This window comes from Trichococcus collinsii, assembly GCF_900107505.1.
In the GTDB taxonomy this organism is placed as follows: domain Bacteria; phylum Bacillota; class Bacilli; order Lactobacillales; family Aerococcaceae; genus Trichococcus; species Trichococcus collinsii.
In genome coordinates this window covers 825,159-844,973 of record NZ_FNQH01000001.1, presented here as the reverse complement: position 1 = coordinate 844,973, position 19,815 = coordinate 825,159, and the positions used below count along the sequence as shown (strand labels likewise).

Genomic DNA, 19,815 nt, shown 5'->3' with positions numbered 1-19,815 from the left:
TAAAATGACTGTACACAAAAAGACCTTGAATCAAGGCGCTTTTTCGATAAACACCACTTTCGTCTTGGTCGGGGAGAGTGGTGTTTTTTAGAAGGGGGTATTTCTTATGACAAAGATAAAAGTAGCTAGTCTAATAACTGCTACTGTGGGTATGATTATAGCAATTTCCCTAATATTTACTGATACAGAGAAATTTCCACTATGGCTAACTTTAGCAGTACCAATTTTTGGTATAGTAACTTCATACGTTCAATTTATTTATAATAATTGGGATGTTGCTTTTATTCTCTGGCATAAAATTCTTGCATGGTTTCAGGGTGAGACAGTTTCTTGGACAGGATCATGTAAATTTTTAACTAATACAGATTTTGACTTTAGAGTCATGGTTAAAGAATTTACTAGTGATTTGAAAAACTCATTCAAAGGTTCTAAGATAACAAAACTTGTTATTCACGAAAATAACGCTTCTTTCGGGTTTGATTACTTAGGCTATGAAAGAAATATTGACTTATTTTTGGATATACGGACTGATTATAAACAACTGAGATTAAAATATAGTTCGACAAGTTCTTATAACGACTCAAAGAAAGAACATGTGAATTTTCTTTCTTTTATTGAAATTTTCTCTAAAAAATTCGTTTTTTACCCAAATCCAAATACAAAACGTACGAACCCTTTATATTCTGTAGAAATTATTTTTTCAAAATTTAACCCCTTTTACAGACTTACTATTAAACACTTAGGAAAGCCTGAAAGCATTAAATTTGAGCTGAAATTTCAAGAGGAGGATGCCCAAATCCACATTTACAATAAAAAGTTGGAAATTCATACTGAGGGAAAAGACACGTTGGCTAAAATTCTTAAAGATTATATAGCTCTATCTTCAATAGAATTTAAATTGAAACCAACTGTATAGCATTATAGGCTAATTGTAAATAAGGGTTTTCTAAATTTAAATCATTTGGTACATTGTATATTACAACTGCACCTTTTTTAGAAAAACCAATTGTTCGCGCTCTTTGAATTATATCCATTTCAACCAAAAGATATGTTGCTTGAGAATTGTCTATCGCTGCTATGGCCTCGGTATCTTGATCTACACCATTTCCCCAAAATACTTTGTTGTCAATTGAATCATCATTAACTGCAAAGAAAATAGCTTTTGCATTATTTTTATATTCACCAATTTTCCCAAAGTCAAAATCATAGACTATTGTGTTTACCTTTTCTCGGTATTGACTTTGTAGTAAGCTCAAAAATGTTTTTGCGATTGCTGTTGGTGCTTCTACAAAAAGCAATTGGTCGTTTGCAGAATAGTATGCTTCAAAGGAAGTGGATTTTTTATAATGTTCTACTGTCGTAAATCCTCCCTCAATTCTATCTTCAATCATTATAGTATCATTAATGGTTACATAGTAATTACATGTGTAAACATTATAAATTCGTCCACCCAAATCAAAACTTCTACCTGTTGGGGCTATATTACCAACAGGCTGTCCGGCTTTGATTAATGGTAAATTTTCGGTAATTGAGAAATTTACACAGGTTCTTACGGTTAGTGACTTCATTCTTTTCCTCCAATTAATTGACCTCTCTCACTCCATTGACGTCCAAAGTAGGGGAGTGGGGTTTTTTTTGTTTTAAAAAGCCACGTCAACCGGTATTGCATCGATGTTCACATACGGTGATTCGTAGGTTGGTTCCAGATACAGTGAGACAGAAGTAATATCTTGGCTTGGTATTGCTACATGAGCGATTTGATTAGATGCTTTGCTATGAGGCTCTAATGACATCGTTTCATCCACGAAAATTCCCCTCGTTATTTGTTCACCGTCAGATAAAACTAGTTTGCTTAAAGGCGTATGGCCAATTTTACTGTCTGTCTCATTTTCCACCGTATAAACAACCTGAAGGTCATATCCTTGTTTGCCGCTAATTCCTATGTAGGTACTTGCATCATAGGCGCTGCTATCAGGTATATTTTCGAAATTAATAAGTTTTACTGAGTGGATTGTTAAAAATATTCCGCTGGACACCTCTGACCTTATTTCTGGAATTGTAATCTTAGCCAAAGAAAGCTTTCCATAGGCAGGGTCATTCACATATTGCCCAACCTTCATCATTGGCCCGTTGGTAACTAACATCGGGTCGATTTCGCTTGTACTTTCGGCGACAGCGGAACTTTCCGAAGCGACGGAAGTTGAAGAAGATGCTTGTTCTTGATTATCCTCTGCAACATTCTCTGATCCGCAAGCAGCCAATCCCAAAGAAGCAATCCCTAATAATGCTAATTTCCTCAATTTACTCATTCAATGACCTCCAAAGTATATTTATGTGTGTTTGACCATCATAAATCAAAACTCACACCAACAGCTTTTCCAAGAATTTTTGCAGGATTTTCCTTTGTTATGATATACGGCGCATATGCGCTATTCTCAGCTATCAACATAACGATGTTACCTTGTTTTTTAACGCGTTTAAGCGTGGCTTCGCAATCTCCATTAACCAAAACGGCAGCTATTTCTCCGTCCTCGACATCATCTTGCATTCTTATCAATACATCTGATCCATCCGGAATCTTTGGCTCCATGCTATCTCCTTTGGCTGTTAAGTAGAACGTCTGTCCTTTTGGTAGCCTGTCCTTCAAATGATACCGATACCCTATGATATTTTCGTCGGCCAATATTGGATCACCGCATGCGATTGTACCGATAACTGGTATTGCGACCATATTCTCCGGAGTGACTTTAGTTATGTTTGTTTGTTCATACAAGTTTCTTGCTGGAAAAAAATCATCTAACGAAACTTTGAATATGGATGCAAGTTCGAATAATAAATCCTGATTCGCTTTTCGTTCGCCATTTTCGTATCTACTTATAGATTGCCGCGTAGTTCTTAACATCTCGGCCAATTCATCTTGAGTCATATTTCTAGATTCTCGAAAATGTTTAATCCGTCCACCGATAAACTTATTCAGTTCCATTTGCTCACCTCCATAAAATTAATTTTTGATGATTTAAGAATATCATTTAATCACCGTTTTGGAAACATTTTTGTCTTTTTAGATAAAAAACTATTTACATGTAACCGAAATGGTGCTAATATTTGGTCATGGAGGTGAGATAAATGCAATCGAGGCTATACGCGATGAGAAAGGACAAATTGAGGATGACCCAAGAAGAAATAGCAAAATACCTTGGAATATCAACATTGTCCTATCGTAATAAGGAAAAAGGGAAAAGCGAATTTACTCAAGACGAGATGTTCGCACTGTCGAAGCTTTTAGATAAAAGTATAGACTCTATTTTTTTTCCTAAGAAGCACCAAAATGGTGACAAAAGAGAGGAGCAATAGCATGAACGAAGATCAGCATAGGAGGAAGATAGATTGCTAAAAGAACTAAGGAAACATCTGATCAAACTTTATTTGTTAATAACCAAAAAGCACCACCACAAAAGGTGCAACTTCTGTGGTGGTGTCATCGAAACGTCGGACAATTATTGCCAATGGTGCGGAAGGCCTAACCAAAAAGAGACTTTTTAACCGTTTCGCTGAGTACATCAACAAGTAAATTTCTCATTCCGTCTTTCACAATTTTAGAAGCCCCACTCATATACGTCTGGTATTTTGCGATTGCGACATTTGTTGTTGGTGTTTCAACTAATAAATCTGGAAGTGCGTTTTTAATAAGAGCCTTTGTTTCGCTGTCAAGTTGTGTATCTAAAGATAATAACTCAACTGAATTTTCCAGAATCTTCTCTGTCCAAGGTAAAGGTTTGGAGCATTTAAAACAATAATTTGGGCGTTTGTACTTGTAAAAAGACGAAAAATCATCATTCTTAATTCCACGAATTAAGGTGTTGCAGCTTGGACATTGATGGAGCACTTCAGATCCGCACTCCGGGCAAAATGTTTCGCTGCATTCACCATAAGAAGAACGCACATGCCCATTATTACAAATAAACCCAGTATAATAATTTGCCATTTTTTCACCTCCTTTGAGCCATTATCTCAAAGGGATCAAAAAAAAGAAAGAAGGGACCAAAATGAATGATTTACAACTATTAAATAAAGCTGCAGCGATTGATTCAAAGGAAGTCGCAACAATGGTTGAAAAAAGACATACAGAATTACTTAGAGATATTCGTACATACATCAGTTATTTAGCCGAAAGCAAAATTGCGTCGGGCGATTTCTTCATAGAATCCACTTATCATGATTTGAATAATCAGCCGCGTCCTTGCTACCTAATCACGAAACAAGGGTGCGAGATGGTGGCCAATAAGCTCACTGGCAAGAAGGGCGTGCTGTTCACTGCGAGATACGTCAAGAAATTCAATGAAATGGAAACAGCACAGCCGAAAAACTCATATATGATTGAAGATCCGATTGCGAGAGCCCAGGCATGGATTGAGGAGCAGAAAGAAAAGCAGAAGCTGATTGAAACAGCTGAAGTGCAGGCGCAACTCATTGCAGAGTATGAACCGAAAATCGGATATCTGGACAAAATTCTCCAATCGAAGGGCTTGCTTACGGTGACGCAGATTGCTGCAGACTATGGCTTGTCAGCCAGGGAGCTAAACAAAGTCCTGCACGAGGAGCGAGTACAGCGTAAGGTTGGCAATCAATGGATCCTGTACATACATCACATGAACAACGGTTACACCAAGTCGAACACGATTAATATCATTCGAAGCAACGGAGAACCCGATACGCAGATGCAGACGAAGTGGACGCAAAAAGGAAGGCTGTTCATTCATGAGTTGCTTGAAAGACGCGGGATTATAGCGCTAATGGATTTGGAATTAGATGGGTGAAAAAGATGGAAGATACAAGAAATTAGAAATTGTGTAGCATCACTATTTATTCTTTACAAAATTTGAGGTTTTCAATTTGTTAGCTTTCTGACTAACCTTGGATAATTCATCTAGACTCTCAGAAATCCCGCTTATATCAAATTTTCCAGACAAGATACCAAGTGCAAATTCATTTTGAGAATTATTCTCTTGTTCTTTTAGTTTTAACTCATATTCTAATTGCATTTTTTCTAACTCAGATTTATGTGTAATTTCAATTTTGGCAAGCTCTAATTTTGTATTTTTATCTAATTCTTTCAATTTAGAACTAGCTTGTTTGGAAGCTGTTAAATAAGCAATGACTGCAGGGATGCTAGCCGTTACCAACGTTGGGAGAAATGTACTTAAATCCATGTAATTACCTCATTTTCGTTTTTTTTACAAGAAAGTGAATTCAAAAAGGTTAAAGATAATATGCATTAGTTTGAAGCGATAAAGATTCCTATAAATAATATACACGATATGTATGGGGGATGCAACACAATCAGACACAACATATAGTACTTAGGGAGGTGCGAGCATGTGGGATATCATCGAAAGAATATTGAATGAGAAGAATTTGAACCAGGAGCAGCTGGCTAAACGCATGAAGGTTCATTCCGGCACCGTATCGGACTTGAAGCACGGCCGAATTAAGAAGCCCAGCTTCGAACTGGTGTGCAAGATAGCTGATGCGCTGGAAGTCAGCTTAGACGTATTCAGAAAGGAGTGATCAACATGGAAATACACTTCGATGGCCAAACCACAGAGGAATTCTTCCAGTGGATGGCTGCAAAAATCCAAGACGTGACCCTTCCGATCGTGAAGGAAAGCGTTGAAGAAAGCTTGTTCGATGAAGAGCTACTAAACCGCAAAGAAGTATCCAAGCGAATTCTGAACTGTTCCGTTGATACGGCGGACAAGTATTACTTATATCAACCTGGATTCCCATACTGCGAACGAGGCGGGGAGCGGCTTTATCCGAAGAAGGCAGTGGAGAAATGGATTCAAAAAAACACCAAATATAACTGAGAAACGGCCGGGCAGGGCGCATCACAGGAGGAATACACATGAAGATATTCACTGATGAATTTGAGGATAGGTTGGTGAGTTTTATCGGAACGACAATTGTAGTTAGTATCGCATTACTATTCTTCGGCATAGCTGGTGGGATTGAATTAGGGCTGATGTTTTAAGGGGGATAAAACCATGAGAGAGACAGTAAACGAAAAAGAAAAGGCTGTCCTGGATGCAATGAGGATGGGCGCAAACGTTAATATTTTGCTCACAACAGATTCGCTTGAAAAGGTTGATGACTATCTGGACTGTTTTGACGGTTTGAAGTCAGATCGAACTGAAGTACATGACAGATCAGAATTTGTTTATCCGTACATTGGCTTCGTTAAGCGCTGTTACGATATCGATTTAACAGTGCAAGCATCATTGATGCTGAAAGGTGGTGAAAAGAATGAGGAAATTTAGCTTTGTGAAATGCGAACTTGATTACGGAACAGGTAACCACCGGATAAGCATGAGCGGAAATATTGAAGAACTCTCATACGTTTCAGTTTTGATCGCAAATAACCTGAGGGCTGAATGTTTGAAGCTTGGGCTTACGGATGAACAGGCCAAAGGAGTAATAATCGGAGGCATCGAGAAGTTTTGGGGAGATCCTAACGTAGGTGGAAGGAGTGAGCAAGATGAAAACATATCTAAGTGAGCGGTACCCAAATAAACTGGCCAAAGCATTCGTTAGGGATAATCTGCTTGCCATGATCATCGTTGAGCACGATGCCACGGATAGTTACCGGGTATACGTGTATCGGTCGCAGAAGCAGATCCTGTTGACAGCTGGTCGTCTTAATAAAAAGCAATCGGATCTTAAGGAAATAAATGATCAGTATCTGGATGCAACCGTTCTTGAAATGCGACTAATCACTGGTAACTTAAAAATTCCGGAAAGGGTGGTCTGATGAGCCTGTATCTATTATCAGAAATATCTGCCCGGCGCGGCCTTTCGAATAAACAAAGTAGATCGGATCCGAACTTGGCCCGTATATGGGAAATAATCGACGGGAGATCGGTTCCTGTCCTGCAAGTTAATCTGGTGGATGGAACGTTCCTGGAAATGGACCACTATCCGCTGCTGGATACGAAAGTAAAAATCAAGCTTGCTGATGCGGAAGCCGAGTATCACCGCAGGTTTAAATCATGGTACAAAAAAAGCTGATGCGCGAACATCAGCCTGTAACTAAAACAAATTACACACCAATTATATCACAGACAGCAGGTGAGCAAAGTGAGCGATAACAAGAAATATTACTATCTCAAATTAAAAGCGGACTTCTTCGATAGCGACGCCATGATCGTGCTGGAAGGTCTGCCGGACGGGTACAAGTATTCGAACATCCTTCTGAAGCTGTACCTCCGGAGCCTAAAGAACGAAGGCAAACTGATGCTTACGGAGCGAATCCCATATAATGCGGAAATGCTTTCGAAGGTAACGCGTCACAGTATCGGAGACGTTGAGAGGGCGGTGAAATTGTTTGATGATCTGGGCCTGATTGAAGTGCTTGAGAATGGCGTCATGTTCATGAGCGACATCCAGACATTCATCGGACGTTCTAGTACCGAGGCGGACCGCAAACGGGAGTACCGCACGCGCATCGAAAAAGAGAAAACTATCCTACTTTCTGATGGACAAGAGACTGGACAAAAGGGTGGACAAATGTCCGACAAAAATCCACCAGAGATAGAGATAGAGATAGAGAGAGAGTTAAAGATAGAGATAGAGACAGAGAAAGAAAAACCAAGCGGCGGCGACGTCCATCTGCTATTTCAACAAAATTTCGGAATGCCAACACCAATCATCATGCAGGATTTGGAGTTTTGGATAAACGATTTGAACGAGGAGCTTGTCATCATGGCTCTAAAGAAAGCGGCCTTCAGCGGCGCTCCTTATAAATATGCCCAAACGATGATGAAGACCTGGGCGTCAAAAGGCATCAAGACAATAGCTGATGCGGAAGCCGAATCTGTCGGCCATCAGAAACAAATGCAGCACGGCAGGCAGCCAAAGAAAGAGGTCATGCCTGATTGGGTGGACGAACCGCGTAATGAAACTGAAACGCCTGTAGCGCCGGAAGTGGCCGAAACAATCGCTGAACGCATCTCCAAACTGAAATCCTCCGGGAAGAATGTTGGATGAATAAACGTAAACGGAAAAAGCACATCGACAAGATCCTGGTCAAAGTCGAAAAGGAAATGGCCGAAGATGCATCCAAACTGACTCAAACCAATGATGATGGCAGCGTAAACCGACTTGCCGAAGTTCTGGCCAGAAGGGTAAACGCCTATGGCCAAACAGAAATGATCATACGCATGGATGCATCCATACCAGAATATCTTTTTGACAAATTGGTGGATGCGAATGGCGATCTGTTCGGCGAATTCAGACTATTCGACAACCGGGTAATCACCGCGCCGCAAAGGAAGTTCATTAACGCATTGTGCCGGGATATTGCACGCTACACAGGAGATAACATAGACCAGGTGCGGGAACATCGGAAACTGGAATTCATCCACGCCAAAGGGCTGCCATATTTTAGCACATCGGAGTTGGCCAAAAATTGTTCTGTGTCCCTGGCAAGTCAGTTCATCAGCTACATAGTGGACTTTTGCTTAGATAATGATATCGGACTGGCTGAGGCACCGTCGCATTACCTGGACGACATGAAACCGTATCTGATCAAATGCTTGTGGATCCGGAAGTGTGTCATCTGCGGGAAAGATGGAGAGGTCCATCATGTGGATGCAATCGGATTCGGCCGGAACCGCAGGAAGGTGGACCACTCAAAACATAACATGATGGCCCTGTGCCGGAAGCATCATGGAGAGCTGCACAACGGCGGGCAAGAAACATTTATGAGGCGGCATCATGTTGTGGGAGTGCTGATGAACGAAGAACAATACAAGAAACTGGAATACAGGGGGTAATTGTTATGGACGTAGATGAGTTGAAAAAAGCCAAAGCAGCAATCAATGATTTCTGGGATAGGTACGAATCAGAAGTTCCATTCGCAACTACCGTTGAGGATTCGGAGGAACTTGCTAATCTCGCTTGGAAATACATGTCTCTTTATAAAGGGGCGGTGGCAGCAAATGGCTAAAGTAATCATGACTGACTCCATAAGAAACAAGGTTGTCGGCATATTCGACAGCACGACTGAGGCACTGAAATATGCAAAACAAGAAGACATAAAGGTCGTTAGCTTCGAGACCTGCAAAGGCGGTGAGATGCATGAGAGGAAAGAAATGGACAGAAGGGGAGCTTGAATACCTAGAAGAAAGTTGGGGAAAGATGGCGACGCAAAGAATCGCATCCAACCTAGACAGAACATATAGCGGAATCGTAAACAAGGCCCGGCTATTGAATCTGGGAGATCCGCTGACTCACATGGACGGCATCACAATCAGCCGGCTATCGAAGGAGCTCGGGGTCGATTATCACCTAATATCAAACTGGATTGATAAATATAATTTCCCGGCAAAAAAGAAACGGCTAGCGAAAGAGCGGCGCGTCTTGTACATAGGATATGCGGATTTCTGGGAATGGGCCGACAAGAACCGACAGATGATCGATTTCTCCAGGTTCGATAAATACGCGCTCGGAGTTGAGCCTGATTGGGCTAACGAAAAAAGGATAGCTGATTTTAACAAGAAGCGTCTGGTGCCGAAGCCGCATAATACGCCGTGGACTCCCGGGGACATCAATAAGCTGATCAGTCTGGCCAAAGAGCCGGATATGACCTATCCGAAGATGAGCAGGATCCTGCAGCGGACACACGGAGCAATCAAAAGGCGGCTTGGCATGGAAGGTATCAAATTACGGCCTAGCTACCTGCCGAACCACAACAAATACACTGCAGGAGAAATAGATACACTTGAAACGATGATGCAGAAGGGCCACAGCTTTATCGAAATAGCGTTCATTCTGGACCGTAGCGAGGCGGGCGTGAGGGGGAAGGCCGAAAGGATGGGTTACACATTCAAAAACGGCGTGCCTTTCAAGGATGAGCAAAAAGAGGAGGCTGGATGCAGATGATAAAAGAAATAACGGTACATTATCCGAACGGAAAAAAAGAAACATATGAAGTTGGTAGGGAAGTCGCAGGCGAAAACATCGAAGAAATTGTAGTTGAAAGAAACCGGGCAATTATATTCTTCAAAAACGAAGTGAAGGTCATCATCGGCATACCGTTTGAATATACTGCTACGAAAACATGGATATTTTGACATGAGTACCGCTGAATTAATCATCATCGCTGCAATCGGTACAGCTGGACTTCTGATCGGAGAGCTGCAGCACTATATCGACAAAAAGAGGAGGTATAAGCCTTGAAACAAATCTATACAGGTTACAAATGGCGTCCTATGACTCCGGAAGAAATAGAAATAATGGATGCAACAAGATTGCGTCCGTACAAACTGGAAGAGCCGGAATCTGGTGACCTATACGATGGGCCTTGCGAAACGGATGAGGATGAAGAATTTTACTCATTCCTACGCAGCTTAAACTGGAAACGCCAATAAATAAGAAGGGGGAGTGCGAAATGAATGGATTTGTTTACTTTCATGGCGATGAAACAGAAAAGGAGTTCCTTCAAAAGTGTTTAAACCAATGGGACACGCTATCAGAAAACGATGCAATGTTTAAGCTAGGCGCGTTGTTCTCGGAAATACGGCATCGAGTTGCAGAATTAGAGGCGAACGATGATCGGTGAAAGTGAGTTCTTCAGAGAAAAAAGCCGCGATGAGGTTATGGCATGGCTGAAGTTTAAGTATGAAAAAGGATTCCGCTATGTAGTGCGGGACGAAGAGAACGCCAATCATTCGGATGCCTGGTTAGTCATTTTCTCCATGAAGCCAAAGAAATATATGGACGATGGATGCTGGGGATATCGGGAAAAAGATTTCAACGACATCGAATCCATGCCAGCTGAGATTATCAAAAACACCGACATTCCGGAAATAAGTTGGAATAACAAATCAGCAACTGACATTGAAAAGCTACTGGCGAAATGGGGTAAAGCGGATGATGGAACACGTTGAGTTGAAATATTACTGGTTATACGAGTACATAGATCCAGACGGCGCAAAATTTAAAACAACATTCCAATTTTCAGAAGATCAAATGCAGAGGAATGCTTTAACGCTTAGGAAAAAAATTCAAATCCACTATACAGAGGAGATAGATAAATGAAATTGGGTGAAGCAATCGTATTCGTTGAAGGTTTGGGCTACTCAGTAGCAAAAGTGGAAAGAAGAAAGTTGTTCCGCAAGGCGTACACACTTTACGCGGAGTTCCTGGGGGCCATTTACCTGTTTAAGTTGGATAAAGGGAAGTTATACAAGAAGATCCCGTTAAGCTCAGGGAAGTGCTTCTGGGCAGAATTGGAGGAAATAGGATGATTAATAACGTCGTACTTGTCGGCCGTCTGACTAAGGACATCGATCTAAAATACACCGGATCAGGAACAGCGGTCGGAACTTTCATACTGGCGGTGAACCGGAACTTTACTGATCAAAGCGGTGAGAAAAAGTCGGATTTCATAAATTGCGTTATTTGGAGAAAATCAGCCGAAAACATGGCGAATTTCACCAGAAAAGGCTCATTAGTTGGCATAACCGGAAGAATACAAACACGCAATTACGATAATCAACAAGGCGTGAGGGTCTACATCACAGAGGTAGTCGTCGAAAACTTCACGCTCCTTGAATCAAAACAAGTCACTGAGCAGCGGCCGCGGGAGAATACCTACCAGAACCAGGCACCGCCGCAACAGAATCAACAGCAAAGCAATGAATCTGTGGATGCATCCAAAACAGGGAATTATAAATACAATTCGTTTGACGAATTCAACAACACACCGGATCCGTTCAGCAGTCATGGTGAATCCATAAACATCAATGATGACGATCTACCATTCTAGGAGGGATAAAGCATGAATAACATAGATTTTAATATCAGCGAGCTTGCTGATGGAGCAGTACAAGAAAAGATTGACCAGTAAGTCCGGAAGATCGTTGCCAACATCCTGGACGTTAACACGTCATTTAAGCCAACACGTAAATTAATCATCGATATCGAATTTTCCTCAGACTCGACGCGGCAGGTAATCGAAACGAACGTAACCGTCAAGAGCAAGATTCAACCGTCCGAGAGCGTATCAACGCTTATGATGGCCGGCCGAAATGATGCAGGTTACATCCAGGCGGCGGAACTCAAATCAAGAGCACCAGGGCAAATGTTCTTTGACGCAAACGACAGCACGCTCAAGACGGATATTGGCGTTCCTGTCGATGAAATAGAAGGCGGCGCAGTAATCGATTTCAATGCAAGAAAAATCAAATAAGGGATAGGTGAAGATAAATGGAAAACTTAAAAGAAGCATTAAGCTATGCAGTCGAACTGAAGGATGGCCAAGAAAAGATTGTAATGGGATACGAAGGCAAGGAATGGTACGACGCAAAAGCGCATGATATGCGAGAGTTGGATCCGCGCCGCTATCCGGAATCCTTGAAGCTCTCCTCGCTCACAAGTCTGGTAGGATACATCATGAAGCAGTTGGATGAAATTGGGACGTACAAAAACCTGCTCATTCACGTAACGGATCACGATACCGTCGAAGTCAAAACGGAGCTGGACGACCAAAGTAAACGCCGGGTGCTGGCGGTGGCGAAAGCCATCACGCCTGAAATAAGATACAAGCACTTCATGGATGTGGAATCATTCAATATCATGATGCAATCGAATTTTATTCCGAATGGGGATTCCGAGGTAGTGCTTAATTACGCATCTGCCATCAAGATTGATAAAGGGGCCGAGATAGCCGATAACGGCATATCTCAGGTAACGACTATAAAAACAGGCGTGTCTACACTGCAACTCGCGAAAGCGCCGAACCCGGTAACGTTGAAGCCGTACAGAACGTTCCAAGAAGTGGACCAACCGGAAAGTAAATTTGTCTTCCGAATCAACGATGCTCCTGGATGCGCATTGTTTGAAGCGGATGGCGGTATCTGGAGAGCGGCTGCCAAAACAGCTATAGCTGAGTACTTGCATAATAACCTGATCGTTGAGCAGGGTGATGAAGCCGTCAAAAACATCACGATTTTGGCGTAAGGTGGCTGCCTATGAGAGAGAGCCGCGAATCCATCATGAAGATTAATATGGAAATCACCGATGACAGCACGCAAAGCGCAATGAGAGCCATTAAGAAAAATTCCTATCCGGAAGATCGGGCGCTATACAATCACCTGAAAACGAAGAACCTTCTGGATATTAACCTGACGGAAAAGCAAGCCCTTATGAGAGCAGTAGCAAGCGGACTGAGTCTCCGGGCGGGTCTGGACGGCATGATCAAAGCGAAAACAATCGAACTAACAGATAGAGCCACACCTCAGAAGCGGCGCCTGGTATTGAATGAATTGATCTGGATGCTGAAAGAATTAAGAGGGGACATCGTTTAAAAAATAACGGCTATATTTCCATTCTGACGACTTTTAATGTCAGGATGGATAATTTAGTCGAAAAGGTTCTAATAGTCGCAGACGGGGAAAGAAAGGCGGGGTCTGTAATGAAATACGAGAAATCAGTCATCATGATTCTGTTTGCCGTATTAATCGCATTGCTGATGGGCGTGAATAACCTGCAGCAAGCGGAATACCAGGATGCAGCCATAGGACTCAAACAAGAGCTGCATGATGCGAAGTTTCAACTGGACATAGCAACGGATCATATCGAATTGGTTAATGCAGGACACTAAGGGGGCTAAAGTATGACGCAAGAGGAAGCAATCGAACATTTGAAAAGTGAAGGTTATGACCTTTTTTACATAGAGGATCGTCCGACAAAGATCATCATTTGTGGATGCACTGATAGACCTATCGGAAAGCAGTACAAGTTGGAAGACGGGAAACTCTACAAGCGGTCAGGCTATATGGGCCTGGAAGCAAAATGGGATGAAGAGCAAGAAATCAATGAAAAATTAAATAGTGTTAGAGAAAAGGAGAATAGCAAATGATTACAGCGCTAACGGCATTAATCGAAGAATGGGCAAGAGAAAGAGGGTTGGATGCAGCTGACCCAGCAAAGCAGATGCTTAAGCTAGGTGAGGAGTACGGGGAACTATGCCAGGGATTGGCAAAAGACAAGCCAGAGCAAGTAAAAGACTCCATAGGGGACATGTATGTTGTCCTCACGATCCTATCGCTACAGTTAGGGCTAAGCGTTGGAGAGTGCATAGCAGGAGCTTATGCAGAAATCAAAGACCGCAAAGGTGAAATGATCAATGGAATTTTCGTTAAGGAAGCCGACTTAATAAACTAAGAAAAGATGGTGCTGCGTATGGATGAAGTGCTGTACTGGTTTGAAACGTTGAGTGGGAAGCATCCGGCTAAACCTATCTATTCCATCAACTTCCGATGGTTTGGGATGGATAGAGATGCAGAGCCGTGGGAAATAGACGCTATGAGCCTTGTTTATATCGGTCAAATGTCTAGAGCGGAATTCGAGAAGCAGGTCAAAATGTAGGCGAAAGGGCGGCGATGCACTATTAAATATCAGTGGCTCAAAGAATACCAGGATTTAAAAGAGGAGATGGAAACGCTCAGGTGGAAGATTGAAAAGTCCGAGACTGAGCTAGACAGGTGGCTAATCGGAGGGGACCTGTCAAACGTAAGAATCACAAGAGATTCCAGGGCATCACATCTTGAATCAGAAATCGAAAGACTTAAGTGCTTCCTTGGAGAAAAAGAACTGGCAGAAGAAGCACTAATTATAATGGTTGGCCATTTCAGAGGATTGGATAACATCATCCTGAAAATGAAGTACATTGATGGTAAAACATTAAAAGAAATTGCCAACGAATTAGGGTACAGCTATCAACATATCGTCAACAAGCATGCCAGTGTTGTCAACACAATCAAATTGATAGAAAGTATAAACTGATATAACTTATCATGTAGGTTTATGCATATTGAATAAGTTATATTATTATATATTGTGAAGATCACTGAAGAGCAGCCGCACGCGGATGCTCTTTTTCTATTGTCGAAAGGTTGGTGTTGGCGTGAAAGTGGATGACAACCGGTATTTGTGTAACAGGTGTGCTGATAACTACTCGAACGCAGGGTATTAGATCACGCGCACGGGAACAAATTGTGATGATGAAACGTGCGAGATATGCAGCTGGTATCGATCGCATGAATACATAGTCATAGACAAGGGGCGATATCATGAGAGCTCTGCTTGCAGAAGAAAGGAATGGTGATCCAACATCTTCCAAGCTATCGGAAAGATAGTAACAGCAAAGGAGTTGATGGCAATCACGTATGGACTACAGGACTTTAGCCAAGCGCAAAGTATTCTATGCATCCAAAGCCTGGCGAGAGACGAGGGCTTACATTCTTAAGCGTGACAACTATGAGTGCCAAGAGTGTAAAAGACAAGGCAGAGTATTTGTTTCGGAGATGAAGCCAGACAAACAGAAGACGCTTGACGTTGACCATATCAAAAGTCTGGAAGAATATCCGGAGCTTGCGTTGGTCCATTCGAATCTGGAAACACTATGCATCAGGTGCCACAACAAGAAGGAAGGGCGTTTCTTCCAAAAAAAGCCAAATAAATGGGCTCACGATGAATGTTGGTGAAATTCACGGGAATATTTCTGATCAGTAACACCCCCCGGTCGGAAAAAATCAGGGTTTTAGCAAATATGGAAAAACGGTGCATAGGGTCAACTTCGCGACTGCGCCATCGTTATGGGACCCCCTCCCCCCCTCGTCTTCAACTACAAAATGAAAGGAGTTGATGTGATGGATACAATCGGAAATAGAATGCGCGCCCTGAGGTTAAACCAGGGAATGACTCAGAGCGAAGCAGCACAGAAGTCTGGCATTTCAGAAAATTATTATTCGCGGATCGAGACGGGAAAAAATTCTCCGTCATTGGAAAAGTTGACAGCCATAGCGAAAACCTTAGGCGTCTCACTATTCCATCTGCTGAACGATCGTATCGAAGAAATGGAAAACCGTGTCGAAATCGAAGAAGTCCGTCTTTGCAATATTTTCAAGGGTATTCCGGACCATCAATTCCAACTTGTAGAAGGCTTGATCAAACAGGCTGCCAGACTACGTGTCCTGCTCGACGATAATTGGAAAGATATTTTGGAAAATGGCGAATACGAAAAATTTAGCCAATCGGAAACGCAAACGCCGTATGACCGGAAAAGGCCGATAGTTGAAAACTACGACAATCGCGATAAGACCTATCAGAACGTTATTCGGCAATTGACAGAACTGCTGCCAAAAGATGGCGCGCCTAAAAAAAATCAGCGCAGCAAACTATTAGGTCGATGATATGTTGTACTCGAAGTATGTTGATGCCTATTACGAAAAATGGAAATCGGGAAGATATGTATTATGCAACAAAAACCTACAGCTTTTAGAGTTTCTTGAAAGAGATATTCTGCCATATGATGATATTTATTATTTCGATGATCAGAAGATAGAGGACTATATCGATTTTTCAGAGACCTGGTATTTCGAGCTGGACGATTGGGAAAAGTTTATTGTTCCTTTTATTTTCCTGTTTCGGGTGGAAGATGACGAGGTTGTTTTTGATGAGTTCGTTATCGTTGTTGGACGAGGGGCCGGAAAGAATGGTTTTGTTTCGACGTTGTCTCATTACTTTATAAGTAGTTTGCATGGTGTTGATAATTACGACATAACGCTTGTGGCCAACTCTGAAAAGCAGGCAAAGCGTTCTTTTAGCGATGTTCGCTTAATAATAACAAAACGCGGCAATGAAGCTTTGAATGCTAATCCGCCGACAGAGTACAAAGAAGCCCATCCTAATGAGGAATATGGAGAGTTCGAAGGTTACAAATCGCGGATCACATCGCTGGAAACACAATCGGAAATTATCTTTGTTGCAGCTAACTCTTCAACGCTTGATGGCGGACGCGAGGGCTGTATCATCTACGATGAATTTCATGAAATGGAGGACAGCTCCATCCCAGACGTTCTCGGAGGCGGTATTGGTAAGACACAATGGGGAAGACAGTTTTATATTGGGACAAAAGGTTTCGTGCGTGGCGGTTACTTTGATGAAAAGTACGCCAGGTGCGAGGCTATTTTAAATGGTGAAGAGGATTTCAATGGCATTTTCCCGTTCATCAACGAGCTTGATGATATTGAAGAGATGGATGATCCGACATTGTGGCCGAAGGCGAATCCTTCCCTGCAGGAACCTTTGACGAAACGTGCAAAGCGTTTGATTCGGACTATGAAAAAAGAGTATACCGAATTAAATTATTCCCCTTCTAAGCGCCCTGCATTTGTTACAAAGCGGATGAATGTTATCGAGGGAGACACGGAACACTCCGTTGCTTCGAAGGGGGAGCTGGATGCTACACGTCGACCGTATTTTGAGTTAGATGGATTGACGCCCCTATATTCGCTTGACTATGGGAGTGTGCGTGACTTTGCCAGTTGTGGCGCTTTATTTAAACAAGATTTAGATTATGCATTCTTGCAACATAGCTTTGTTATCAAAAATTTCGTCGATGTGCATTATGGCTATTCCAATAGCGCAAATCAGTCGGGCGGGGAAAAGAAAGCCCCTATCAAGAAATGGGAAGGGGACGGCGTTTTAACGGTCATTGACGAACCTTCACTGAATCCGCAACACATTGTGGATTGGTTTGTGATGGCCCGGGAGATGTACGGTGGAAACAAAATTATCGCCGACAACTACAAACTCGATATATTGAGACCTTTACTAGAAGCTGAAGGTTTCGAAGTCGAATCGATCCGGAGGCCGCAAGCTATACATCCTTTGATAGCGTCCAGAATCGAAGACGCGTTTGCGAATAACAAAATAATTTTCGCGGACGATGACATGATGCGCTGGTATACGAATAACGTTTTTGTAAAAGAAACGAGTGTCGGGAAGATATTCCTGAAAAAAGAAGCGGTGAAGCGAAAGACAGATGGATTTCAAGCTCTTGTTCATGCTATGTATCGCGCGACAGAACTGGATGAGCAATCTGCATTCGTTTTAGATGATATAGATTTTTAAATTTTAAAGGAGGTGAGAAAATAACTTGGGATTTTTGGATGCAATATTTAAAAGGAATTCAGAACTTTCGTTTATGTTTGATACCGAATTTTTCGTTTCCGCATCAACGCGCATTCACATGAAACATTTGGCAGTTGAAACCTGTGCGAATTTTTTGGCCAGGACGATAAGTCAATCAGAGTTCCGGGTGAAAGCAGACGGTGTCTATGTTAAAGATGAGCTGTATTACAAAATGAATGTCCGCCCAAACAAAAATCAAAGTGCTACTGAATTTTGGGAGCAAGTCATTATTAATATGATTTACGACAACGAAGTGCTGATCATTCAGTCAGACGACGAAGACCTATTGATTGCGGATGATTTTACGCATAATGAATATGCGGTATATGAAGATACGTTTACGGATGTCACTATTGGTGATTATACGTTCAAGCGCGTCTTTAAGCAGTCTGAAGTCTTGCATATGCGCTACGCAAATAAAAACCTGCAACCGTTGATAGATGGTCTTTATAAAGATTATGCAGATCTATTTTCAAGCGTTCTGGGTGCCCAAAAACGAAAGAATCAAATCAGGTCGACTGTTAGCATTGATAGTTCTGTTGCCAAAGATGCAGAGAAAATGGCGAAGTTACAGGCTTATATCGACAAACTTTATAAATCAATTAGAAAAAACACAGATGTGGCCGTTGTTCCGGAGCAACCTGGATTTGGTTATAAGGAGCATGCCAGCGGCACGGGTAATCAAAGTGTGGATGAAATCAATAAAGTGACGAATGGATTTTTGAATCAGATTGCGATGGCTATCGGGATCCCAGCAGGTCTTTTGCACGGCGACCTGGCAGGCGTAAAGGAGATCACGAAAAGCTATACAGTATTCACGGTGAAGCCGATGCTGAAGAAGATTCGTGATGAATGCAACAGTAAATTCTTCACGATGAAAGAATATCTTTCCGGAAGCTTAATTGAAGTTAAAATTGCTTCGTATGAGAGTATTTTTGATTTGGCAGTTGCTATCGACAAACTAGTTTCTTCTGGAACCTTCAACCGAAGAGAAATCAGAGGAGAAGCAGGATTTGACACTCCAGAAGGAGAAGAGTTCGATAAATTCTACATCACAAAAAATTATATGGAGGAGGGGAAAGAAGATAGTGAGCAAAAAACTTAATTCCTTAAAAAAGAAAAACCCGATTCAGACAAGGATTTCCATCGAAGCTGAATCAGAAGAAAAAATTCAATTGCTGCTATATGGCGACATCGGTCAATACTACTCCTGGTCTGGGATTAGTTTAGACGGTGTCGTTTCTGCTTTAGCCGGAAAGTCTGCAGACACGATTGAAGTTTTCATCAATTCATACGGCGGAGACATGTTTGAGTCAATAGCAATCAAAAACTATTTAATGCGCCGGCCTGAGAAAGTCATCACGTATGTCGATGGCATTGCCGCAAGCGGCGGATCGTTGATCGCTATGGCAGGTGATGAAATCATCATGCCAAAAGATGCGCAACTAATGATCCACAACCCCTGGACCATTGCTGCAGGAAATGCAGAAGACTTTCGAAAACTGGCGGATGAAATGGACAAGGCGAATACGTCTATCCAAGAAACATATCTCACTCACTTTACCGACACTCGCGAAAAACTTGGTGAATTGCTGGCAGACGAATCTTGGTTGACTGCAGAAGAGGCTTTAGCTTATGGCTTAGCAACCAGCATTACAGACGCAGCAGAACATGCACCACCGCCACCAGATCCAGCGGAACCACCTGCAGAACCGAAAGAGAATAAAGTAAACCGTATCGCTGCATTACTAAACTTATAAAAACGGAGGAAAATTT

The 19,815-nt window shown here is 42.1% G+C and carries 40 protein-coding genes; 35 read left to right on the top strand and 5 right to left on the bottom strand.

Going from position 1 to position 19,815, the window contains the following annotated elements:
• The first annotated feature begins 106 nt into the window (after positions 1-106).
• Positions 107-916 (top strand): hypothetical protein, encoded by an 810-nt coding sequence (locus tag BLV66_RS04245; RefSeq protein WP_086986896.1) that lies wholly within the window; start codon positions 107-109, stop codon positions 914-916.
• On the opposite strand, the gene BLV66_RS04240 is transcribed toward BLV66_RS04245, so the two are convergent.
• The 3 genes from BLV66_RS04240 to BLV66_RS04230 form a co-directional block, all read right to left on the bottom strand.
• Positions 894-1,568, bottom strand: coding sequence for a hypothetical protein (locus BLV66_RS04240; protein WP_086986895.1), 675 nt, complete (start codon positions 1,566-1,568; stop codon positions 894-896). The genes BLV66_RS04245 and BLV66_RS04240 overlap by 23 nt on opposite strands.
• A gap of 72 nt (positions 1,569-1,640) precedes the next feature.
• Complete coding sequence (locus BLV66_RS04235; RefSeq protein WP_086986894.1) at positions 1,641-2,309, bottom strand: hypothetical protein; 669 nt, start codon at positions 2,307-2,309, stop codon at positions 1,641-1,643.
• A 38-nt stretch (positions 2,310-2,347) separates the two neighbouring features.
• Positions 2,348-2,983, bottom strand: coding sequence for a LexA family protein (locus tag BLV66_RS04230; protein ID WP_086986893.1), 636 nt, complete (start codon positions 2,981-2,983; stop codon positions 2,348-2,350).
• A gap of 143 nt (positions 2,984-3,126) precedes the next feature.
• On the opposite strand from BLV66_RS04230, the gene BLV66_RS04225 reads away from it, so the two are divergent.
• Complete coding sequence (locus tag BLV66_RS04225; protein ID WP_086986892.1) at positions 3,127-3,354, top strand: helix-turn-helix transcriptional regulator; 228 nt, start codon at positions 3,127-3,129, stop codon at positions 3,352-3,354.
• A gap of 166 nt (positions 3,355-3,520) precedes the next feature.
• On the opposite strand, the gene BLV66_RS04220 is transcribed toward BLV66_RS04225, so the two are convergent.
• Positions 3,521-3,985: a DUF2321 domain-containing protein gene (locus BLV66_RS04220; RefSeq protein ID WP_086986891.1), complete on the bottom strand. Its 465-nt coding sequence runs from the start codon at positions 3,983-3,985 to the stop codon at positions 3,521-3,523.
• A gap of 61 nt (positions 3,986-4,046) precedes the next feature.
• Between BLV66_RS04220 and BLV66_RS04215 the strand changes: the two genes are divergently transcribed.
• Positions 4,047-4,817, top strand: a complete 771-nt coding sequence (locus BLV66_RS04215) for a Rha family transcriptional regulator (RefSeq protein ID WP_086986890.1) — start codon at positions 4,047-4,049, stop codon at positions 4,815-4,817.
• Positions 4,818-4,859: 42 nt separating this feature from the next.
• On the opposite strand, the gene BLV66_RS04210 is transcribed toward BLV66_RS04215, so the two are convergent.
• Entirely contained in the window at positions 4,860-5,210 is a 351-nt protein-coding gene (locus BLV66_RS04210) for a hypothetical protein (RefSeq protein ID WP_086986889.1), read from the bottom strand.
• A 166-nt stretch (positions 5,211-5,376) separates the two neighbouring features.
• On the opposite strand from BLV66_RS04210, the gene BLV66_RS04205 reads away from it, so the two are divergent.
• The 32 genes from BLV66_RS04205 to BLV66_RS04080 all read left to right on the top strand — a co-directional run bounded on the left by BLV66_RS04205 (position 5,377) and on the right by BLV66_RS04080 (position 19,799).
• The gene (locus tag BLV66_RS04205) at positions 5,377-5,568 is read left to right on the top strand and encodes a helix-turn-helix domain-containing protein (RefSeq protein WP_086986888.1); all 192 of its coding nucleotides are present in this window, start codon (positions 5,377-5,379) and stop codon (positions 5,566-5,568) included.
• Positions 5,569-5,573: 5 nt separating this feature from the next.
• Positions 5,574-5,867 (top strand): helix-turn-helix domain-containing protein, encoded by a 294-nt coding sequence (locus BLV66_RS04200; protein ID WP_086986887.1) that lies wholly within the window; start codon positions 5,574-5,576, stop codon positions 5,865-5,867.
• 38 nt (positions 5,868-5,905) lie between these two features.
• Positions 5,906-6,031: a hypothetical protein gene (locus tag BLV66_RS15740; RefSeq protein WP_256327592.1), complete on the top strand. Its 126-nt coding sequence runs from the start codon at positions 5,906-5,908 to the stop codon at positions 6,029-6,031.
• Between the two features lie 13 nt (positions 6,032-6,044).
• Entirely contained in the window at positions 6,045-6,317 is a 273-nt protein-coding gene (locus BLV66_RS04195; RefSeq protein ID WP_086986886.1) for a hypothetical protein, read from the top strand.
• On the top strand, positions 6,304-6,555 hold the full coding sequence (locus BLV66_RS04190; protein WP_086986885.1) for a hypothetical protein: 252 nt from the start codon (positions 6,304-6,306) through the stop codon (positions 6,553-6,555). The genes BLV66_RS04195 and BLV66_RS04190 overlap by 14 nt, the downstream gene beginning before the upstream one ends.
• Positions 6,536-6,808 (top strand): hypothetical protein, encoded by a 273-nt coding sequence (locus tag BLV66_RS04185; protein ID WP_086986884.1) that lies wholly within the window; start codon positions 6,536-6,538, stop codon positions 6,806-6,808. The genes BLV66_RS04190 and BLV66_RS04185 overlap by 20 nt, the downstream gene beginning before the upstream one ends.
• Positions 6,808-7,065: a hypothetical protein gene (locus BLV66_RS04180; protein WP_086986883.1), complete on the top strand. Its 258-nt coding sequence runs from the start codon at positions 6,808-6,810 to the stop codon at positions 7,063-7,065. The genes BLV66_RS04185 and BLV66_RS04180 overlap by 1 nt, the downstream gene beginning before the upstream one ends.
• Before the next feature lie 69 nt (positions 7,066-7,134).
• Positions 7,135-8,043, top strand: coding sequence for a phage replisome organizer N-terminal domain-containing protein (locus tag BLV66_RS04175; RefSeq protein ID WP_086986882.1), 909 nt, complete (start codon positions 7,135-7,137; stop codon positions 8,041-8,043).
• Positions 8,040-8,831 (top strand): putative HNHc nuclease, encoded by a 792-nt coding sequence (locus BLV66_RS04170; RefSeq protein ID WP_086986881.1) that lies wholly within the window; start codon positions 8,040-8,042, stop codon positions 8,829-8,831. The genes BLV66_RS04175 and BLV66_RS04170 overlap by 4 nt, the downstream gene beginning before the upstream one ends.
• A 5-nt stretch (positions 8,832-8,836) precedes the next feature.
• Positions 8,837-9,004, top strand: a complete 168-nt coding sequence (locus tag BLV66_RS15560) for a hypothetical protein (RefSeq protein ID WP_176974127.1) — start codon at positions 8,837-8,839, stop codon at positions 9,002-9,004.
• Entirely contained in the window at positions 8,997-9,170 is a 174-nt protein-coding gene (locus tag BLV66_RS15555) for a hypothetical protein (protein ID WP_176974126.1), read from the top strand. The genes BLV66_RS15560 and BLV66_RS15555 overlap by 8 nt, the downstream gene beginning before the upstream one ends.
• Entirely contained in the window at positions 9,136-9,939 is an 804-nt protein-coding gene (locus BLV66_RS04165; protein WP_086986880.1) for a hypothetical protein, read from the top strand. The genes BLV66_RS15555 and BLV66_RS04165 overlap by 35 nt, the downstream gene beginning before the upstream one ends.
• The gene (locus tag BLV66_RS04160) at positions 9,936-10,130 is read left to right on the top strand and encodes a hypothetical protein (protein WP_086986879.1); all 195 of its coding nucleotides are present in this window, start codon (positions 9,936-9,938) and stop codon (positions 10,128-10,130) included. The genes BLV66_RS04165 and BLV66_RS04160 overlap by 4 nt, the downstream gene beginning before the upstream one ends.
• A gap of 102 nt (positions 10,131-10,232) precedes the next feature.
• Entirely contained in the window at positions 10,233-10,427 is a 195-nt protein-coding gene (locus tag BLV66_RS04155; RefSeq protein ID WP_086986878.1) for a hypothetical protein, read from the top strand.
• A 20-nt stretch (positions 10,428-10,447) separates the two neighbouring features.
• Positions 10,448-10,618 carry a hypothetical protein gene (locus tag BLV66_RS15550; protein WP_176974125.1) on the top strand — a complete coding sequence of 57 codons (171 nt, stop codon included), beginning with the start codon at positions 10,448-10,450 and terminating at the stop codon, positions 10,616-10,618.
• On the top strand, positions 10,608-10,946 hold the full coding sequence (locus tag BLV66_RS04150; RefSeq protein WP_086986877.1) for a hypothetical protein: 339 nt from the start codon (positions 10,608-10,610) through the stop codon (positions 10,944-10,946). Before BLV66_RS15550 ends, BLV66_RS04150 begins: the two co-directional genes overlap by 11 nt.
• Positions 10,930-11,097, top strand: a complete 168-nt coding sequence (locus BLV66_RS15545) for a hypothetical protein (protein WP_176974124.1) — start codon at positions 10,930-10,932, stop codon at positions 11,095-11,097. Before BLV66_RS04150 ends, BLV66_RS15545 begins: the two co-directional genes overlap by 17 nt.
• Positions 11,094-11,306 (top strand): hypothetical protein, encoded by a 213-nt coding sequence (locus BLV66_RS04145; protein ID WP_086986876.1) that lies wholly within the window; start codon positions 11,094-11,096, stop codon positions 11,304-11,306. Before BLV66_RS15545 ends, BLV66_RS04145 begins: the two co-directional genes overlap by 4 nt.
• A complete protein-coding gene (ssb, locus tag BLV66_RS04140) occupies positions 11,303-11,827 on the top strand; it encodes a single-stranded DNA-binding protein (protein ID WP_086986875.1) in 525 nt (174 codons plus the stop codon). Before BLV66_RS04145 ends, ssb begins: the two co-directional genes overlap by 4 nt.
• 246 nt (positions 11,828-12,073) lie before the next feature.
• A complete protein-coding gene (locus tag BLV66_RS15540; protein WP_176974123.1) occupies positions 12,074-12,250 on the top strand; it encodes a hypothetical protein in 177 nt (58 codons plus the stop codon).
• Between the two features lie 17 nt (positions 12,251-12,267).
• Positions 12,268-13,020, top strand: coding sequence for a hypothetical protein (locus BLV66_RS04135; RefSeq protein ID WP_176974122.1), 753 nt, complete (start codon positions 12,268-12,270; stop codon positions 13,018-13,020).
• Positions 13,021-13,031: 11 nt separating this feature from the next.
• Positions 13,032-13,367 (top strand): hypothetical protein, encoded by a 336-nt coding sequence (locus BLV66_RS04130; protein ID WP_086986874.1) that lies wholly within the window; start codon positions 13,032-13,034, stop codon positions 13,365-13,367.
• A 107-nt stretch (positions 13,368-13,474) separates the two neighbouring features.
• Positions 13,475-13,663 carry a hypothetical protein gene (locus BLV66_RS04125; protein WP_086986873.1) on the top strand — a complete coding sequence of 63 codons (189 nt, stop codon included), beginning with the start codon at positions 13,475-13,477 and terminating at the stop codon, positions 13,661-13,663.
• A 12-nt stretch (positions 13,664-13,675) separates the two neighbouring features.
• Positions 13,676-13,921, top strand: coding sequence for a hypothetical protein (locus BLV66_RS04120; protein ID WP_086986872.1), 246 nt, complete (start codon positions 13,676-13,678; stop codon positions 13,919-13,921).
• Positions 13,918-14,226 carry a MazG-like family protein gene (locus tag BLV66_RS04115; RefSeq protein WP_086986871.1) on the top strand — a complete coding sequence of 103 codons (309 nt, stop codon included), beginning with the start codon at positions 13,918-13,920 and terminating at the stop codon, positions 14,224-14,226. The genes BLV66_RS04120 and BLV66_RS04115 overlap by 4 nt, the downstream gene beginning before the upstream one ends.
• An 18-nt stretch (positions 14,227-14,244) precedes the next feature.
• Complete coding sequence (locus BLV66_RS04110) at positions 14,245-14,430, top strand: hypothetical protein (RefSeq protein WP_143033093.1); 186 nt, start codon at positions 14,245-14,247, stop codon at positions 14,428-14,430.
• A gap of 66 nt (positions 14,431-14,496) precedes the next feature.
• Entirely contained in the window at positions 14,497-14,847 is a 351-nt protein-coding gene (locus BLV66_RS04105; protein WP_086986869.1) for a hypothetical protein, read from the top strand.
• Positions 14,848-15,230: 383 nt separating this feature from the next.
• Positions 15,231-15,548: an HNH endonuclease gene (locus BLV66_RS04100; RefSeq protein WP_086986868.1), complete on the top strand. Its 318-nt coding sequence runs from the start codon at positions 15,231-15,233 to the stop codon at positions 15,546-15,548.
• A gap of 165 nt (positions 15,549-15,713) precedes the next feature.
• The gene (locus BLV66_RS04095) at positions 15,714-16,256 is read left to right on the top strand and encodes a helix-turn-helix domain-containing protein (RefSeq protein WP_245826711.1); all 543 of its coding nucleotides are present in this window, start codon (positions 15,714-15,716) and stop codon (positions 16,254-16,256) included.
• A gap of 1 nt (position 16,257) precedes the next feature.
• Positions 16,258-17,979 carry a terminase TerL endonuclease subunit gene (locus tag BLV66_RS04090; protein WP_086986866.1) on the top strand — a complete coding sequence of 574 codons (1,722 nt, stop codon included), beginning with the start codon at positions 16,258-16,260 and terminating at the stop codon, positions 17,977-17,979.
• Positions 17,980-18,004: 25 nt separating this feature from the next.
• Positions 18,005-19,144: a phage portal protein gene (locus BLV66_RS04085; protein ID WP_218131791.1), complete on the top strand. Its 1,140-nt coding sequence runs from the start codon at positions 18,005-18,007 to the stop codon at positions 19,142-19,144.
• Positions 19,128-19,799: a head maturation protease, ClpP-related gene (locus tag BLV66_RS04080; RefSeq protein ID WP_176974121.1), complete on the top strand. Its 672-nt coding sequence runs from the start codon at positions 19,128-19,130 to the stop codon at positions 19,797-19,799. The genes BLV66_RS04085 and BLV66_RS04080 overlap by 17 nt, the downstream gene beginning before the upstream one ends.
• The last annotated feature ends 16 nt before the right edge of the window (positions 19,800-19,815 follow it).